We start from the raw sequence: 17,701 nt of genomic DNA, 5'->3' as shown, positions 1-17,701 counted from the left end.
TTGCGTCCACCGCGGTGTGACGTCAATTCTCCGACGACAAGATCATTAGGGGCTTGTTACATGTCTGCATCCCTCGCATTCGTCTTTCCAGGGCAGGGCTCGCAGTCCCTCGGCATGTTGGCCGAGTTGGGCGCGCAGTACCCGTTGGTCCTCGAAACCTTCAAAGAAGCCTCCGATGCTCTGGGCTACGACCTCTGGGCGTTGACCCAGCAAGGTCCTGAAGAGCTGCTCAATCAAACCGATAAAACCCAGCCTGCGATCCTTACCGCTTCCATTGCCTTGTGGCGTGTGTGGCTGGCTGAGGGGGGCGCGCGCCCGGCCTTTGTTGCCGGTCATAGTCTGGGCGAGTACAGCGCCCTGGTGGCCGCAGGCAGTCTGACTTTGGCCGAAGCGGTCAAGTTGGTGGAGCGTCGTGGCCAGTTGATGCAAGAAGCTGTGCCTGCGGGGCAGGGCGGTATGGCGGCGATTCTCGGCCTGGACGACGCTGATGTGGTGGCGGCCTGCGTCGAAGCGGCTCAGGGTGAAGTAGTCAGTGCGGTGAACTATAACTCCCCGGGCCAGGTGGTGATCGCCGGTGCCAAGGCGGCGGTGGAGCGGGCTATTGAAGGCTGCAAGGCTCGTGGCGCCAAGCGCGCCATGCCGCTGCCAGTCAGCGTGCCGTCCCATTGCGAGCTGATGCGCCCGGCAGCTGAGCGTTTCGCCGAGTCGATCGCGGCGATCAACTGGCAGGCGCCGCAGATTGCATTGGTACAGAACGTCAGCGCTGCGGTAGCGGCTGATCTGGATACCCTCAAGCGCGACTTGCTGGAGCAGTTGTACAAGCCAGTGCGCTGGGTCGAGTCGGTGCAGGCCCTGGCGGCCAATGGCGCCACTCTGTTGGTCGAGTGTGGCCCGGGTAAAGTCCTGGCCGGCCTCAACAAGCGCTGCGCCGAAGGCGTGTCGACCTCTAACCTGAATACCCCAGATGCTTTCGCTGCCGCCCGTGCAGCGTTGGCCTGAACTAGGAGAAGCTTGCATGAGTCTGCAAGGTAAAGTTGCACTGGTGACCGGCGCCAGCCGCGGTATCGGCCAGGCCATCGCGCTTGAGTTGGGGCGTATGGGTGCCATCGTGGTAGGTACTGCCACTTCCGCCTCGGGGGCCGAGCGCATTGCTGCCACCCTCAAGGAAAACGGCATTCAAGGCACTGGCCTTGAACTCAACGTCACCAGCGATGAGTCCGTGGCTGCAGTCCTGGCCAGCATCAGCGAGCAGTTCGGTGCGCCGACGATCCTGGTGAACAACGCCGGTATCACCCGCGACAACCTGATGATGCGCATGAAAGATGACGAGTGGTACGACGTAGTCGATACCAACCTCAATAGTCTGTTTCGCCTGTCCAAGGGCGTTCTGCGCGGCATGACCAAGGCTCGTTGGGGTCGAATTATCAGTATTGGCTCGGTAGTGGGTGCCATGGGCAACGCTGGCCAAGTAAACTACGCCGCCGCCAAGGCCGGTCTGGAAGGTTTCAGCCGTGCTCTGGCGCGTGAAGTCGGTTCGCGGTCGATCACTGTGAATTCGGTGGCTCCAGGTTTTATCGATACCGATATGACCCGTGAGCTGCCGGAAGCGCAGCGTGAAGCCCTGCTGACACAAATTCCGCTGGGTCGTCTGGGTCAGGCTCAAGAGATCGCGCAAGTGGTCGCTTTTCTGGCGTCGGACGGTGCGGCCTACGTTACCGGGGCTACAATCCCGGTCAACGGCGGGATGTATATGTAAGTCAAATGTGACGGATTGCTTCAAAAAAATGTCATACGAGCTGTCTAAAATCCGTTATAAAGCTGCAATCTATTTATAGGCAGATGGCCAAAGGGTTTGAGGAGCAAAGCTTTCAGTTGAAAAGCTGAAAAGTCTTTCTATACACTTACCCACTGGCCAGCTGCCTGAATTTGTCCATTAGGAGTGAAAACAAGGTATGAGCACCATCGAAGAGCGCGTCAAGAAAATCGTTGCTGAGCAACTGGGCGTTAAAGAAGAAGAAGTTGTGAACACCGCTTCCTTCGTTGAAGACCTGGGTGCCGACTCCCTTGACACCGTTGAGCTGGTGATGGCTCTGGAAGAGGAATTCGAGACCGAAATCCCTGACGAAGAAGCTGAAAAAATCACTACCGTTCAAGCAGCTATCGACTACGTTACTAGCCACCAGGCTTAATCGTTTGTAGTCGTCTTTTGCTGTCATGGAAAAACCGCACTGCCGTTACGGCGTGCGGTTTTTTCTTTAGGCCTGATACAAAGTGTCGTCATTAGAAAAAGGAGAGTGCTGTGTCGCGTAGACGCGTCGTAGTCACCGGTATGGGTATGTTGTCGCCATTGGGTACGGATGTACCGAGTAGCTGGCAGGGCATTCTGGCTGGCCAAAGTGGCATCGGTCTGATCGAGCACACCGACCTTTCTGCCTATTCCACCCGTTTTGGCGGCTCGGTAAAGGGCTTCAATGTCGAGGAGTACTTGTCGGCCAAAGAGGCTCGCAAACTCGACCTGTTCATTCAATACGGTCTGGCGGCCGGGTTTCAGGCGGTGCGCAATTCCGGCCTGGAAGTCACTGATGCCAATCGTGAGCGCATCGGCGTGGCCATGGGGTCGGGTATTGGTGGTTTGACCAATATCGAAGAAACCAGTCGCACTCTGCATGATTCCGGCCCGCGACGGATTTCTCCGTTCTTCGTGCCTGGCTCGATCATCAATATGATTTCCGGTTTCCTGTCCATCCATCTGGGTGCCCAGGGGCCGAACTACGCAATTTCCACGGCCTGTACCACTGGTACTCATTGCATTGGCATGGCCGCACGCAACATTGCCTACGGCGAAGCCGACGTGATGATTGCCGGCGGCGCTGAAATGGCTGCCTGTGGTCTGGGTATGGGCGGCTTCGGCGCGTCCCGTGCATTGTCGACCCGCAATGACGAGCCGACTCGTGCCAGTCGGCCGTGGGACAAGGGGCGTGACGGCTTCGTGCTGTCCGATGGTGCCGGTGCGTTGGTCCTGGAGGAGCTGGAGCATGCCAAGGCCCGTGGTGCCACGATCTACGCCGAACTGATCGGCTTCGGCATGAGCGGTGATGCCTATCACATGACCTCGCCGCCAGCCGATGGCGCCGGTGCCGCTCGCTGTATCGCCAACGCCTTGCGCGACGCCAAGCTCAATGTCGACCAGGTGCAGTACATCAACGCCCATGGCACTTCGACGCCTGCCGGCGATCTGGCGGAGTCCGCGGCGATCAAGAGCGTGTTCGGCGATCATGCCTACAAGCTCGCGATCAGCTCCACCAAGTCCATGACCGGTCACCTTCTGGGTGCCGCCGGGGCCATCGAGGCAATCTTCAGCGTGCTGGCGATCAACAGCCAGGTGGCGCCGCCGACCATCAACCTGGATGAGCCGGATGAGGGTTGTGACCTTGATTTCGTGCCGCACACTGCGCGCAGCATGGACATCGATGTGGTGCTATCCAACTCCTTCGGCTTTGGTGGCACCAACGGCTCCCTGGTGTTCCGCCGGTTCTCCGAGTAATGCACAGCTGGGTCGACGGTCAGCCGGCTGACACATCGTCGCTCAGGGACCGCGGCCTGGCCTACGGTGATGGTCTGTTCGAGACCATCGCGGTCAAATCGGGACGGCCGCAACTGTTGGAGCGGCATCTGCAGCGCCTGGCTGAAGGTTGCCGGCGTCTGGCGCTCACTGCGGATCAGTCACTGATCCGCAGTGAAGTGCTGGCCTATGCGGCGGCTCTGGGGGATGGCGTACTCAAGCTGATCCTCACTCGGGGCGACAGCCTGCGAGGGTATGCCGCCGATCCAGCGGCTACCGCGCGGCGGATTCTCCTGGGCAGCGCATTCCCGACCTATCCGCCGGCCCATGCCGAGGAGGGGGTTCGTTTGTTTCCCTGTGCTACGCGTCTGTCCGAGCAGCCGCTATTGGCGGGTCTCAAGCACCTCAATCGCCTGGAGCAGGTTTTGGCCCGTGCTGAATGGCGCGACGCCGAGCATGCCGAAGGCTTGATGCTGGATGCCGCCGAGAGGGTGGTCGAGGGTGTGTTCAGTAACCTGTTCCTGATCAGTCAGGGGCGTTTGCTGACGGCGGATCTGAGCCGCTGTGGCGTAGCCGGGGTGATGCGGGCTGAAATATTGTTTCAGGCCGAGTCACAGGGCATCCCTACACAAGTCGCCGATATCAGTCTTGTTCAGCTGGAGCAGGCGGATGAAGTGTTCGTCTGCAACAGCGTCTATGGCATCTGGCCGGTACGTGCCTGCGCCGGGATGAGCTGGTCGGCAGGACCGCTCACCCGTAAACTGCAGGTCATTACCCGTGCACTACTGGATGCTTGATTCGTGAGACGTAAATTACTGCTCCTGCTGGAAACCGGACTGGTCCTGGCAGGGCTGCTGTTGGGCGCGAGTGCCTGGAAACTGTACTCGGCCCTGGACCAACCGCTGAACCTGAGCCAGGAACAATTGCTCGATGTTCCTGCTGGATCTACCCCCACTGGCACCTTCAATCGTCTGCAAGCCGACGGAGTGATCAAGGATGCGTTGTGGCTGCGCCTGTATTGGCGCTTCAATCTGCCGGGCCAGCCTCTGCACAGCGGTGAGTACCGCATGACCCCCGGCATGACTGCCGAAGGGCTGATCGGCCTCTGGCAGCGTGGCGAAGTGGTGCAATACAGCCTGACTCTGGTGGAGGGGTGGAACTTTCGCCAGGTGCGCAACGCGTTGGCCAAAAGTGACAAGTTGCAACAGACCCTGGTCGGCCTCAGTGACAGCCAGGTGATGGAAAAACTCGGGCATGCCGGAGTGTTTCCCGAGGGGCGTTTCTTTCCCGATACCTATCGTTTCGTGCGAGGCATGACGGATGCCGAGCTTCTGGAAAAAGCCTACGACCGCCTGGATGATGTGCTGGCCAAGGAGTGGAGCAAGCGTGCGGATAATGCGCCCTATAACGACCCCTATCAGGCGCTGATCATGGCGTCGCTGGTGGAAAAGGAAACCGGCGTACCTCAGGAGCGCGGGCAGATCGCCGGAGTGTTCGTGCGGCGCATGCAGATCGGCATGCTGCTGCAGACCGATCCGACCGTCATCTATGGCCTGGGGGAGCGTTACACCGGCAAGCTGACCCGGGCGCATCTCAAGGAGGCCACGCCTTACAACACCTACGTGATTGCTGGGTTACCGCCGACACCGATTGCCATGGTCGGGCGCGAAGCGATTCATGCGGCGCTCAATCCGGTGCCGGGCAAGAGCCTGTATTTTGTTGCCCGGGGTGATGGCAGTCATGTGTTCTCCGACGATCTGGATGCTCATAACAGCGCTGTGCGCGAGTTCCAGCTCAAGCGTCGTGCCGACTATCGCTCCAGCCCTGCGCCTGCAACCAGCCCGGTGGCTCCCGAGGCTACGAGTCCAGCACCGGCGGTCACGCCGGAAGTTGCTCCGCCCAGCATGCCGGATGCACCGTCAGTGCCGGTCGTGACTCCTGCGCCCAGCGAGCTCGAGCCTGTGCCGAAAAGCCCGCAATGACTTTGATTAAGGACTGCCTGTGACTGGCTTGTTTATTACTCTGGAAGGCCCGGAAGGCGCCGGCAAAAGTACCAACCGCGAGTACCTCGCCGAGCGTCTGCGCGATGCGGGTATCGAAGTGTTGTTGACCCGTGAGCCTGGTGGCACGCCCTTGGCCGAACGTATTCGCGAGGTGTTGCTGACCCCGGGTGAGGAGGTCATGAATGCCGATACCGAACTGCTGCTGGTATTTGCGGCCCGAGCCCAGCACCTGGCAGCGGTGATTCGCCCGGCGTTGGCTCGCGGGGCGGTGGTGCTGTGCGACCGTTTCACCGATTCGACCTATGCCTATCAGGGTGCCGGTCGCGGTCTGAGCCTTGAGCGTATCGCTGCCCTGGAGGATTTCGTCCAGGGCGCATTGCGCCCGGACCTGACCCTGGTCTTCGACTTGCCGGTGGAGGTCGGCCTGGCGCGGGCCAGCGCCCGGGGTCGACTGGACCGTTTCGAGCAGGAAGGCCAGGCTTTTTTCCAGAAGGTCCGTGAGGCTTTCCTGAAGCGCGCTGAAGCTGCCCCGCAGCGTTATTTTCTGGTAGATGCGGCGCAGCCCCTGGTTCAGGTCCAGCAGTCCCTGGATGCTTTGCTTCCGCAATTGCTGGAGCGCGCCCGTGGCTGAGGTCTTTCCCTGGCAGGATGCCCTCTGGCAGCAACTGGCGGGGCGCGCGCAGCATGCTCATGCCTACCTGCTGCATGGCCCGGCGGGTATCGGCAAGCGGGCGCTGGCCGAGCGCCTCATGGCCCGGCTGCTGTGCCAGCGTCCGGATGGGCTGGATGCCTGTGGACAGTGCAAGTCCTGCCTGCTATTGCAGGCAGGAAGCCACCCGGACAACTACGTGCTGGAGCCTGAGGAGGCGGACAAGGCGATCAAGGTCGACCAGGTTCGTGATCTGGTGAGCTTCGTGGTCCAGACCGCGCAGTTGGGCGGCCGCAAGGTGGTGCTGATCGAGCCGGTGGAGTCGATGAATATCAACGCCGCCAACGCGTTGTTGAAGAGCCTTGAAGAGCCTTCCGGGAATACCGTGCTGTTGTTGGTGAGTCACCAGCCGAGCCGGCTGTTGCCCACCATCAAGAGCCGTTGCGTGCAGCAGGCGTGCCCATTGCCCAGCCAGGCGGTGAGCCTGCAGTGGCTGTCCCATGCCTTGCCCGAGTGTACCGAGGAGGAGCGAGGAGAGCTGTTGACCCTGGCCGCCGGCTCGCCGTTGGCTGCGGTCAGCTTGCAGGCCCAGGGCGTTCGCGAACAGCGGGCGCTGGTGGTGGAAGGGGTGAAGAAGTTGCTCAAGCAGCAGCAGTCGCCGACTCAGTTGGCCGAGTCCTGGAATAGCATTCCCTTGCTGTTGCTGTTCGACTGGTTTTGCGACTGGTCGAGCCTGGTCCTTCGTTATCAATTGACCCAGGATGAGCAAGGGCTGGGGCTGCAGGATATGCGCAAGGTGGTGCAGTACCTCGCGCAAAAGTCCAGCCAGCCCAAGGTGCTGAGCATTCAGGACTGGATCCTGGCACAGCGCCAAAAGGTCCTGAGCAAGGCCAACCTCAATCGTGTACTGCTGTTGGAAGCACTGCTGGTGCAATGGGCGGCACTGCCTGCCCAGAACTGATGTGCGGCGCCTAGAATCAAGCTTGTATCCGGCCGGACGGTGAAGTCCGGCTCTTTCATTTATCGGATGTAGTTGTAGCCTCCTATGCTCGTAGATTCCCATTGCCACCTTGATCGTCTCGACCTTGCTGCCCACGATGGCTCTCTGGATGCTGCGCTTGCGGCGGCTCGCCAGCGCGGTGTCGGCCATTTCCTGTGCATTGGCGTCAGCGCGGACAACGCGGCAGACGTCAAGGCCCTGGCCGATCGCTATGACGATGTCGATTGTTCGGTGGGGGTGCACCCGCTGGATGTGCAGCCGGGTGCGGCGCCAGCGCTGGACTGGTTGCTGGACGAGCTGAACCATCCGCGAGTGGTGGCCATCGGCGAGACCGGTCTGGACTATCACTACGAGCCCGAGGCCGCTGAACTGCAGCAGCAGTCCTTCCGCCTGCATCTGCAGGCCGCGCAGCAAACCGGCAAGCCGGTGGTGGTGCACACCCGCGGCGCTCGTGCAGATACCCTGGCGTTGCTGCGTGAAGCGGCGCTGCCCAATGCCGGCGTGCTGCACTGCTTCACTGAGGACTGGGATATGGCCAAGGCGGCCCTGGACCTGGGGTTCTATATTTCCCTGTCAGGGATTGTCACCTTCCGTAATGCCGACGCCTTGCGGGACGTGGCGCGCCAGGTGCCGGCCGATCGGCTGCTGGTGGAAACCGATGCGCCTTACCTGGCGCCGATACCCTATCGCGGCAAGCCCAACCTGCCGCAGTATGTGCGTGAAGTGGCGGAGTTCCTGGCGATGCTGCGGGGCGAAGCCTATGAAGCCTTCGCCGAACAGACCACGGCAAACTTCAAGCGCCTGTTTCCCCTGGCTCGGGTCAAGAGCGGCGCTTGAGTTGCAAGTCGGGAAGGTAAATCCCAGGCAAAAAAAAACCCGGGTTCTGGGGGGTGAATCCGGGTTAAGACCATTAGGAGTAAAACTAAGGCACGCGGTCCTTCGGTACCTTCATCGGCGTTCCACTTGGGGGAGATGTCCCGCCGACAGTTCAAGTATTGATCACTATTACGTTCAGTCCAGTTACCCCTGCTCGTTTTTTAAACAAATTTGGAATACACGCGCTTCGGTTGGGTTCTCATTTGCCGTGTATAGATGAGTATTCCGCGAAAAATCATGGATATTTACTGAATTAAGGCGATTTTTGCTGGGAATAAGCGATTTTACCCGTTTGTTTCGTACATAAGCCGTTGCAGATTAAATTTCCTGAGAGGCGGATCTTCATCAATATCATCGATACTTTCAGAGTGATCACCCATTGTTGGCGTTTTTTTCCGAAGCTATTCAGGCGCTTTTTCACGCCAGGGGCAGGCTACGGGCTATTGGATAGTGGTGGAATTACGACTCGTTGAGCTGTTTTCGTCGAGTGTGGGGCTTGAGGTGGTATATGGCGCCTATTGCGGGAAGGCCAAGACTTTATGGTCTGAACTTAGGCTTTGCATCACGCGGTGTTTCCTGTTTTGACCGCTTGCCAGCCCAGTATTCACTGGTTTTTCCGGGTTTTTGAGGCCGGTGCCAGCCGTTTCGGCAGGTCGGTTTTTTCGTCAGAAACAGCAGCCACGATGGATGATCCGTGCATTTTTGCGCAAGTTAGGCATAATACGCGGCTTCGATTTTGACCCCGAACAGACCTTTTCTTATGCAGAAAGAACCTCGTAAGGTCCGTGAGTTTCGTCGCCGCGAGCAAGAAATTCTCGATACCGCGCTCAAGCTGTTCCTCGAACAAGGTGAAGACAGTGTCACCGTCGAGATGATTGCGGATGCCGTGGGTATCGGCAAAGGGACCATCTACAAGCATTTCAAGTCCAAGGCAGAGATCTATCTGCGCCTGATGCTCGATTACGAGCGTGACCTGAACGAGCTGCTGCACTCTGCCGACGTCGACAAGGACAAGGAAGCCCTGTCCCGGGCCTACTTCGAATTTCGCATGCGTGATCCGCAGCGCTACCGGTTGTTCGATCGCCTGGAAGAGAAGGTGGTCAAGGGCAACCAGGTGCCGGAGATGGTCGAGGAGTTGCACAAGATCCGCGCTTCCAACTTCGAACGCCTGACCCTGTTGATCAAGGGCCGTATCAGCGAAGGCAAGCTTGAAGACGTGCCGCCGTACTTCCACTACTGCGCTTCCTGGGCGCTGGTGCATGGAGCGGTGGCGCTGTACCACTCGCCGTTCTGGAGCAATGTGCTGGAGGACCAGGAAGGTTTCTTCCAGTTCCTGATGGACATCGGCGTGCGCATGGGCAACAAGCGCAAGCGCGACCCCGACACCTCCAACGGCTGAGGCATTCAGCCGTTGTATGGCGCTATCGGGAAACTGTATGGCGCAGTGTCCGGGGAATATACTCAGGCATGGGACTTGCTAAAACCTGATTTATAAGTCAGGTTTTGCCCGGTTCCTCCTTCCTACGCCGGAGTCATCCATGATCGTCGATCGTCAAGGCAGGCGCTTTCGCAACTTGCGGATCAGTCTGACGTCTGCCTGCAACTATGCCTGTACCTACTGCGTGCCCAACGGCAAGCGGCTGGTGGCTGCCCAGGACGAGTTGTCGGCCCAGGCGATGGCCCGGGGCGTGGCGTACCTGATGGAAGCAGCGGGCATCGAGCGCTTGCGCATCACCGGTGGCGAGCCTCTGGTCAGTCCCAAGTTGGAGGCTTTCATGGGGGCGGTGGGGCAGATGGGCCTGGAGGACATCAGCTTGACCACTAATGGCCAGCTCCTGGCGCGCAAGCTGCCATTGCTGGTGGACGCCGGGATCCGACGGATCAACGTTTCCCTCGATACGCTGGACGCTGCGGCTTTTCGCAGCATCGCCCGTGGCGGCGATCTGGCCACGGTGCTCGACGGCATGCAGCAGGCCCGGGCCGCGGGCCTGAAGATCAAGGTCAACATGGTGCCGTTGCGCGGGCAGAACCTGGATCAGGTCATGCCGCTGCTCGATTACTGCCTGCAGCAAGGCTATGAGCTGCGCTTCATCGAGTTGATGCGCATGGGGCACCTGGCCAGTGACGGCAACGCCTTCCTGCAACAGTTTGTCAGCCTGCAGCAACTGCTGGAGCTGATCGGCGAACGTTATGAGTACCTTCAGGCCGATGCACCGGTGGACGCTACCGCCGTGCGCTACGAGATTCCCGGGCTTGGCCATTTTGGGGTGATCGCCAATGAAAGCGTGCCATTTTGCCGGACCTGCTCACGCTTGCGGTTGTCCTCCACCGGTTGGTTGCATGGCTGCCTGTCATCGAGCAATCGTCACTATGTTGGCGATCTTCTGGACAAGCCGCGGCATCAAGCATTGCCAGCCTTGCAGCGCCTGTTGGTCAAAGCCCTGGGGGACAAGCAGGATGTGGCCTTTTCCGGTGGCGCCACGGTGATGAAGATCATCGGCGGTTAATTCTGTTCCTGCGTAATTCCCTTCAGCTTCGGAGCTGGCGCGGAAGCTGCATCTTGTGGCCATTCGGCGGTTTTCCGTCACCGGATTTTGGAGGGTAGGATGCGTAGCCTGGTTTTGCTGCTGGCCTTTTTGGCGCTCGGCGGCTGCATGAATGTCAGTGATATGGGCGAAGGTGTCCGTTACCACCTGAGTGATGCGGGAGTGCTTGATCACAGTGACACTCGCCGTACCAGCTCATTTCGCATTCAGCCGGATTCGTTCATTTTCATTGCCCAAGGGCATTTCGTACCGCCTGGTGGTGCCTATCCACGGCCCAACGTGGTGGCTGAAGAAGCCTTCAATGGCTTTGTCGAATATTTCCCCATGGTGCGTCGGGCCCGGGCACCTGAAGGCCTGAACGAAGCCATGGCCGAAGCCCGTGAAGTCGGGGCGCACTATTTGCTCTACGCCCGGTTTGCCAAGGCTGATGACCGTATTGGCAACTCTGATGAGTGGCTGGATCAAGAAGCGTTGGACCGTCTGGGTATCGATACCAGTACCATCCAGATCATGCTGATTGAAACCAGCACCCAGTATCTGATCGATTCGGCGCGGATTCGCAGTCGTGGCGGTTTACTGACGTTCCATGACAACAAGCCACAGGACCTGCTAGGCCCGCCCTTGCAGCAATACGCTCGGGGTTTGTTGGGCCTGAGCGACTGAGTGAGAGATTAAGGAGGTAGGCATGAGTGGTCCAGGCAAGGCCAATGATCTGTTGGCGCAGATTCCCAAGGCCGAGAAGGGGCTGCCGCCGGTCCACCTGTGGAACCCTGACTTCTGCGGTGATATCGACATGCGTATCGCCCGCGACGGCACTTGGTATTACCAGGGGACGCCCATTGGGCGGAAACCCATGGTCAAGCTGTTCTCCACTATTATCCGCCGCGATGGCGACGACTATTTCCTCATCACGCCGGTGGAGAAGGTCGGTATAAAGGTCGATGACGCACCCTTCGTCGCCGTGACTCTGGAGGTCGAAGGGCAGGGCGAAAACCAGGTGCTGCGCTTTACCACCAACGTCGATGAGCAAGTGGTTGCCGGTGGCGAGCACCCGTTGCGGGTGATGATCGATCCTGTGACTCAGGAGCCGGCGCCTTACCTCCTGGTTCGACACAATCTTGAAGCGCTGATCCATCGCAATGTCTTTTATCAACTGGTGGATCTGGCGCAGATTCGTGTCGTTGATGGCCAACGCTGGCTTGGTGTGTGGAGCGGCGGGAAGTTCTTCCCAATTGATCTTGAGCCCTAGATAGAGGCTTCGGTCTCTGCAAAAGATATTTCTTGATCTGGATCCGACGTTTCATGTATCAAGCCGGACATGATTAGACATGTTCGATTTGATAAGAAAACACGCGTGGTCGACGAACTGATCCGGCGCATTGAAAGCGGTCTGCTGGAAGACGGTTTTCAGCTACCGGGTGAGCACCAGTTGGCTCAGGAGTTCGGTGTCAGCCGCGGTACCTTGCGTGAGGCCCTGGCTGAGCTCAAGCGTCGTAACTACATTGCCACGCAAAGCGGCGTCGGCTCGATCGTCACCTTTGACGGCGTGGCCTTGGACCAGCATCACGGCTGGGCCCAGGCCCTGGCCGACAGCGGTACGCTGGTCAATACCGAGGTGTTGCGCCTGGAGCCAATCCTGCGGCCGGATCTCAAGCATCGCCTGGGCACCGACCAGTTCATTGCCCTTGATCGCCGCCGGCGCAGTACTGATGGCCGAGTGTTGTCCCTCGAGCGTTCTCTGATCCCGGCCTCCGGCGAGTTGGAAGGCTTGCCTCGGGTCGGTCTGATCGATGACTCCTTGACCATTACCCTGGCCGCCTACGGCTATATTGGCGAGCGCGGCGACCAGTGGGTCAGCGCCGAGCCGTTGAGCGCCGAAGATGCCCAATTGCTGGGGCGCGCACCGGGTGAGGTGTTTCTCAAGGCTCTGTGCACCACCTATGACCGCCAGGGACGCTTCATGGAGCAGGTCGAGAGTTTGCTGGACCCGCAGCATTTTCGTATGCACCTGCAATTTGGAAAGTCGCGATGAGCCAGCTCCTGCGCGGGCTCGGGGCCTTCTACGGACTGGCCTTGGGCGACGCGTTGGGCATGCCGACCCAGTCCTTGAGCCGCGAACAGATCCTGCAGCGCTTCGGCGCCATCCGCACCCTGGAAGACGCCGGTCCCGATCAGCCGATTGCTGCCAACATGCCCGGAGGCTCGATCACCGACGACACCGAGCAGGCGATCCTGGTGGGCCGTCTGCTGGTGCAGGGCAAGGGGCGGATCGCCCCAGCGACCTTGGCTCGGACTCTGATCGAGTGGGAGGCGATGATGCAGGCCAAGGGATCCCAGGATCTGCTCGGTCCGTCCACCAAGCGCGCCATCGAAATGATTCTTGCCGGCCACTCGGTGGAAGAGGCTGGCCGCTACGGCACCACTAATGGCGCGGCCATGCGCATCACGCCAGTGGGGATCGCTGCCAACGTGGCGGTGCCCGAGGACTTTATCCTGGCAGTGGTTCAGGCGTGCCAGGTGACTCATAACACCAGCCTGGGGATTGCCAGTGCGGCGGCAGTGGCGGCGGTGGTTTCCGCCGGGATCAACGGCGCTGCCCTGAGCGAGGCCTTACCTCTTGGTATACAGATTGCCCGCCAGGCAGAAACTCATGGCCACTGGGTGGCAGGCGCGAGCATCGCTGCCCGCCTGGAGTGGGCGAGCACCCTGACGGTTGACCGCGACAAGGAGCGGTTCGCGCGGATGCTGTATGAGCTGGTCGGTACTTCGGTGGCGTCCCAGGAATCGGTGGTGGTCTGTTTTGCCCTGGCCAGGCAAGTCGCCCTTGGGCAGTTGCAGGCCTTCGAGGCGCTGTGCATGGCCGCCAGCCTGGGCGGAGACACTGACACTATCGCGGCGATTCTCGGGGCGATGCTCGGTGCGTGCCTGGGGTTGGATGTATGGCCCGCAGCGTTGATTGGCCAGGTTCAGCAGGTCAATCAACTGGATCTGCAGCCGCTGGTAAAAGAGTTGTTGGCCCTGCGCTGAGTTGGCTGGCGCCGAACGCTATGGAAAGCTTGATTACGGCCAGGAATGCCGGGATGTTCAGTGACTTCCGAAATTGCCTAAAACCATAACAACGGCAACAGGAGCCTTCTTCATGAGTTCATCGACCGCCGGGCCAGGCGCCGGGCAACTAGAGACCCGCGGTATCGAGCCGGTTCCCGAGGCGGAGTGCAACGGGCATCCACTGCAGCTGTTCTGGGTCTGGTTCGCGGCCAATATCAGCATCCTCGGTTTGCCCCTGGGGGCGACCCTGGTGGCGTTCCGCGGCCTGTCGATCTGGCAGGTACTGCTGGTGGCGATCCTTGGTTCGGTGGGCTCGTTCGCCGTGGTCGGGTTGATCTCGGTGGCTGGCCGCCGTGGGCGGGCACCAAGCCTGACCCTGTCCCGGGCGATCTTCGGCGTGCGCGGCAACATCGGCCCGACCCTGGTGTCGATGCTTTCGCGGGTCGGCTGGGAGACGGTAAATACCACCACTGCGGCCTTTGTCCTGCTGTCCCTGAGTTCGATCCTGTTCCACACCCCGGCATCCGCCAAGGATGCGCCACTGTTGACCCTGCTGTTCATCGGCATCTTCGTGTTGATGACCTTGAGTGTCTCCGGCCTGGGTCACGCCACCCTGCTGGTGATCCAGAAGTGGGCCACCTACGGCTTCGGCGCGTTGAACGTACTGGTGGGCGGTTTTCTCTGCGCCACCATCGACTGGGCCGCAGTGTTCAATGCATCCCCTGCGCCCCTGAGCGCGATGATCATCGGTATCGGCACCATGGCTGCCGGCACCGGGATTGGCTGGGCCAGCTCCGGGGCAGACATGTCGCGCTATCAGCAGCGTTCGGTCAGCGCCGGGCGGTTGGTCGCCTCGGCGGCTTTTGGTGCAGGTATCCCGTTGGTGCTGCTGATTACCCTGGGAGGGCTGCTGTCGGTGGGCAATGACCAACTGGCCTCGGCAGTCGACCCGATCATCGCGATCCGCGGCATGCTGCCGACCTGGATGGCCGTGCCTTATCTGATCGCCGCCTTCGGTGGCTTGCTGCTGTCCAACAACCTTTCGGTGTATTCCGCCGGCCTCACCGCATTGACCCTGGGCCTCAAGGTCAAGCGGGTCTATGCAGTGCTGGTGGACATCGTGGCGATCTTCATCGGCTCGATCTACTTCATGCTGATCGCCGACAGTTTCTACGGTCCTTTCATCAGCTTCATCTCGTTGCTGGCGGTACCGATCACCGCCTGGGTGGGGATCTTCGTGGTGGACCTGATCCACCGTCACTACTACAGCGCCGAGGACTTGCTGAATGTCGGCCCCGGCAGTGCCTATTGGTACCAGGGTGGTATCGAGTGGCGCGCCTTTGGCGCCTGGGTGCTGGCCATCGTCCTGGGGTTCTGTTTCACCAGCATTGGCACCACCGCTGAAGACGTCTGGTTCAACGGGCCGCTGGCCGACTCCTGGCTGGGCCATAACGGCCTGGGCTGGATCGTCACCTTCCTGGTGGCCGGCGGCGGTTATGGCTTGCTCGGCGGAGCCCGGGACCGGCGTAGCGGCTTTGTCGAGAATGCCAATGCCTAGGTTGCTCCACAGTGGCCAGGTGATCGTCGATCTGGTGATGGCCGTAGACCGTCTGCCGGCCTCCGGTGGTGATGTGCTGGCCGAGTCGGCGTGCTTCGAGGCCGGTGGCGGCTTCAACGTCATGGCCGCAGCTGCGCGCAACGGCTTGCCGGTGGTCTATCTCGGCCGTCACGGTCAGGGGCGTTTTGGCGACCTGGCGCGGGAGGCCATGCAGGCCGAAGGCATTCAGGTGAGCCTTGCGCGCAGCCTTGGCGCTGACACCGGTTTGTGCGTGGCGGTGACTGAAGCGTCCGCCGAGCGCACCTTCATTTCCCATATCGGCGCCGAGGGCGAGTTGTCGGCGCAGGACTTGGCACAGGTCGCCGTGACCGCTGGGGATTATCTCTACGTCAGCGGCTACAGCCTGCTGCAGGCGAGCAAGGCCCAGGCCCTGATCGACTGGTTGCTGGGGTTGCCGCGTTCGGTGCCGCTGATGTTCGACCCAGGCCCCCTGGTGGATTCGGCGGACTCGCCGCTGATGGCGGCGTTGTTGCCGCGGATCGATATTTGGAGCAGTAACCGGATCGAAGCGCTGCATTTCACTGCTACCTCGACGATTGCCGAGGCGTTGCCGCGACTTGGAGCATGGTTGTCACCTAGCACCTTGCTGGTGGTGCGGGACGGCCCTCAGGGCTGCTGGATCAGTCAGTACGGACATCAAGTTCAGGTCCCGGGATTCAAGGTCGAGGCCGTGGACAGCAATGGCGCCGGTGACGCCCATGCCGGGGTCTTTATCGCCGCGCTCGCGGCCGGCCATGAGCCTCTGGCGGCGGCCCGTCGTGCCAACGCGGCCGCGGCCATTGCGGTTACCCGCCGTGGGCCGGCCACGGCACCGGGCAGTGCCGAAGTGGATGCGCTGCTCGACGCCCAGTGATTGCCGCGAGGGAGCTCGCTGCCGGTGGCCGGTGGCAACGAGCCTTCGTCCATAGCTGGCGGGTTGTTGTTGATCTTCGGCGTGCCCTGGGGGGCGGGGTATCTCGGACCTTCCACGGGGGCGGTAGGTCCGCTGGCGTCGGCCAGTGCTGCGGTGGAAGCAGTCCGGCCAGGGCAAGGGCAGAGAATTGGACCTTGATCATGGTGTCGCCTCCATGGGTTAGAGTCGTTACCTGATGTCGGTCGGTGCCGGGTTGCGCTTGGTGCCTGAGGATCGACGAGCGGTGTCAGGTGCTGCGTGCAGTCCGTGGATGGTACATGCGGCGCCAGCCCAGGCGCCCGAGGGTTATCAGCCAGTTCAGCAAGGCAATGCCAAGCACGGTGAACAGCAGTGTCTGCATGCCGGCATCGACAATGATCCTCCCCGCCAGCAAGGGAAACCCGAATACCCCGATAAAGTAGGACAGGCTGAACAGTAGCAACGCTTGTGAGGTGCTGCCGGCCGGTGCTTCGTTGGCTGCCAGGCCATTGATCACCGAATAGGTCAGGCCGTAGCCGACTCCCAGTACCACCGCAGCCAGCAGGTAGCTGGCGCTGCTGTCCACGGCAAACAGGAACAGCAGGATCGACACCACCATCAATCCTGACAGCAGGCAGGAGGCACGGTAAGGATCGCGCTTGACCACGATGCCGGCGATCAGCATCCGGCTGGCGATGGCGGCGCTCATGAAGCCGAGAAAGAACAGTGAGTAGTCCACGCCGCGGGAAGGCCCGTAGCTGGTCTGGAAGCTCGACAGGCCGCCAAATACGCAGCCTCCCAGGCCCACCATGAGGATCGGCAACAGCGCCTTGGAGGACAGTACCCGAGCCATGCCGACCCAGGTGATTCTCGCGGCTGAGGCGCCCAGGTGATTGGTCCGTTGGCGCAAGCGGGCATCCAGCTTCCAGAAGATCAGCACCCCCAGCAGGCTGGCCACCGCCGCGATGAAAAAGGCGCTGGTCAATGGAAAGCCCAAGGCGCTGCCCAGGCGACCCAGCAGGGGCCCGGAACCAATCCCGCTCATCATGCTGCCGGACAGCAGGGCGAAGTAGCGTGCCCGTTGTGCGGGCTCCACCAGCATCGCCACGATGATCGGTCCCAGGGTGTAGAACACCCCCCAGCCCAGGCCCAGGGTCAGACCGAAGAACAGCAAGGCGTGGCCGACCCCCGGGGTCAGGGCGAAGCCCAGGCTGGCCAGCGCCAGCAGGCAGCCGAACAGGGCTACCGAGCGGGCGGCGCCAAGCCAGTCCGAGAGGTGCCCGGAGCCGATCACTGCGACAAAGGTGCTGAGCATCGCTGCGGAAATCACGCTGCCGGCGTCGTGCTCATTGCCGCCGCGGGTGCTGATCAGCAGCGACAAGAGAAAGGTCGAACCGTAAGACAGTGACAGCAGATAGCTGCCCAGGCAGAACAGCCCGAACAGGGGGCCCGCCCCCTGGGATTCCTGCGTAGCACGCGCGGACATGAAAGCGCCTCTTTATCCTTGGAGTTATGCCGGGCTTTCTAA

18 protein-coding genes are annotated in these 17,701 nt (G+C 60.9%); 17 read left to right on the top strand and 1 reads right to left on the bottom strand.

What is annotated here, in order from left to right; all coding sequences use genetic code 11:
- The first annotated feature begins 60 nt into the window (after nt 1-60).
- The 17 genes from fabD to GV818_RS05710 all read left to right on the top strand — a co-directional run bounded on the left by fabD (nt 61) and on the right by GV818_RS05710 (nt 16,155).
- The gene (gene fabD / locus GV818_RS05790; RefSeq protein ID WP_161776043.1) at nt 61-999 is read left to right on the top strand and encodes an ACP S-malonyltransferase; all 939 of its coding nucleotides are present in this window, start codon (nt 61-63) and stop codon (nt 997-999) included.
- A gap of 16 nt (nt 1,000-1,015) precedes the next feature.
- Complete coding sequence (fabG, locus tag GV818_RS05785) at nt 1,016-1,756, top strand: 3-oxoacyl-ACP reductase FabG (protein WP_161753445.1); 741 nt, start codon at nt 1,016-1,018, stop codon at nt 1,754-1,756.
- Between the two features lie 196 nt (nt 1,757-1,952).
- Nucleotides 1,953-2,189 (top strand): acyl carrier protein, encoded by a 237-nt coding sequence (acpP, locus tag GV818_RS05780; protein WP_003175607.1) that lies wholly within the window; start codon nt 1,953-1,955, stop codon nt 2,187-2,189.
- Nucleotides 2,190-2,299: 110 nt separating this feature from the next.
- Complete coding sequence (gene fabF, locus GV818_RS05775) at nt 2,300-3,544, top strand: beta-ketoacyl-ACP synthase II (protein ID WP_161753443.1); 1,245 nt, start codon at nt 2,300-2,302, stop codon at nt 3,542-3,544.
- Entirely contained in the window at nt 3,544-4,359 is an 816-nt protein-coding gene (gene pabC, locus GV818_RS05770) for an aminodeoxychorismate lyase (RefSeq protein ID WP_161776042.1), read from the top strand. Before fabF ends, pabC begins: the two co-directional genes overlap by 1 nt.
- Nucleotides 4,360-4,362: 3 nt before the next feature.
- Nucleotides 4,363-5,544, top strand: a complete 1,182-nt coding sequence (gene mltG / locus GV818_RS05765; RefSeq protein WP_161753439.1) for an endolytic transglycosylase MltG — start codon at nt 4,363-4,365, stop codon at nt 5,542-5,544.
- Between the two features lie 19 nt (nt 5,545-5,563).
- A complete protein-coding gene (gene tmk, locus GV818_RS05760) occupies nt 5,564-6,196 on the top strand; it encodes a dTMP kinase (protein WP_161753437.1) in 633 nt (210 codons plus the stop codon).
- Entirely contained in the window at nt 6,189-7,175 is a 987-nt protein-coding gene (locus GV818_RS05755) for a DNA polymerase III subunit delta' (protein ID WP_161753435.1), read from the top strand. Before tmk ends, GV818_RS05755 begins: the two co-directional genes overlap by 8 nt.
- Nucleotides 7,176-7,259: 84 nt before the next feature.
- On the top strand, nt 7,260-8,051 hold the full coding sequence (locus GV818_RS05750; protein WP_161753433.1) for a TatD family hydrolase: 792 nt from the start codon (nt 7,260-7,262) through the stop codon (nt 8,049-8,051).
- 799 nt (nt 8,052-8,850) lie between these two features.
- On the top strand, nt 8,851-9,489 hold the full coding sequence (locus GV818_RS05745; RefSeq protein WP_159897239.1) for a TetR/AcrR family transcriptional regulator: 639 nt from the start codon (nt 8,851-8,853) through the stop codon (nt 9,487-9,489).
- A 139-nt stretch (nt 9,490-9,628) separates the two neighbouring features.
- A complete protein-coding gene (locus GV818_RS05740) occupies nt 9,629-10,597 on the top strand; it encodes a GTP 3',8-cyclase MoaA (protein WP_161753431.1) in 969 nt (322 codons plus the stop codon).
- 99 nt (nt 10,598-10,696) lie between these two features.
- Nucleotides 10,697-11,299, top strand: a complete 603-nt coding sequence (locus GV818_RS05735) for a DUF4823 domain-containing protein (protein ID WP_161753429.1) — start codon at nt 10,697-10,699, stop codon at nt 11,297-11,299.
- A gap of 22 nt (nt 11,300-11,321) precedes the next feature.
- Nucleotides 11,322-11,885, top strand: coding sequence for a DUF1285 domain-containing protein (locus GV818_RS05730; protein ID WP_161776041.1), 564 nt, complete (start codon nt 11,322-11,324; stop codon nt 11,883-11,885).
- A gap of 69 nt (nt 11,886-11,954) precedes the next feature.
- The gene (locus GV818_RS05725; protein WP_161753425.1) at nt 11,955-12,668 is read left to right on the top strand and encodes a GntR family transcriptional regulator; all 714 of its coding nucleotides are present in this window, start codon (nt 11,955-11,957) and stop codon (nt 12,666-12,668) included.
- Nucleotides 12,665-13,663 (top strand): ADP-ribosylglycohydrolase family protein, encoded by a 999-nt coding sequence (locus GV818_RS05720; RefSeq protein WP_161776040.1) that lies wholly within the window; start codon nt 12,665-12,667, stop codon nt 13,661-13,663. Before GV818_RS05725 ends, GV818_RS05720 begins: the two co-directional genes overlap by 4 nt.
- A 112-nt stretch (nt 13,664-13,775) precedes the next feature.
- On the top strand, nt 13,776-15,242 hold the full coding sequence (locus GV818_RS05715) for a purine-cytosine permease family protein (RefSeq protein ID WP_161753421.1): 1,467 nt from the start codon (nt 13,776-13,778) through the stop codon (nt 15,240-15,242).
- Nucleotides 15,235-16,155, top strand: a complete 921-nt coding sequence (locus GV818_RS05710) for a PfkB family carbohydrate kinase (protein ID WP_161776039.1) — start codon at nt 15,235-15,237, stop codon at nt 16,153-16,155. The genes GV818_RS05715 and GV818_RS05710 overlap by 8 nt, the downstream gene beginning before the upstream one ends.
- 286 nt (nt 16,156-16,441) lie before the next feature.
- On the opposite strand, the gene GV818_RS05705 is transcribed toward GV818_RS05710, so the two are convergent.
- Nucleotides 16,442-17,659, bottom strand: a complete 1,218-nt coding sequence (locus tag GV818_RS05705; protein WP_161776038.1) for an MFS transporter — start codon at nt 17,657-17,659, stop codon at nt 16,442-16,444.
- Between the last annotated feature and the right edge of the window lie 42 nt (nt 17,660-17,701).

This window comes from Pseudomonas sp. Fl4BN1, from assembly GCF_009908285.1.
GTDB lineage: Bacteria > Pseudomonadota > Gammaproteobacteria > Pseudomonadales > Pseudomonadaceae > Aquipseudomonas.
This window is presented reverse-complemented; position numbering and strand designations above follow the sequence as displayed.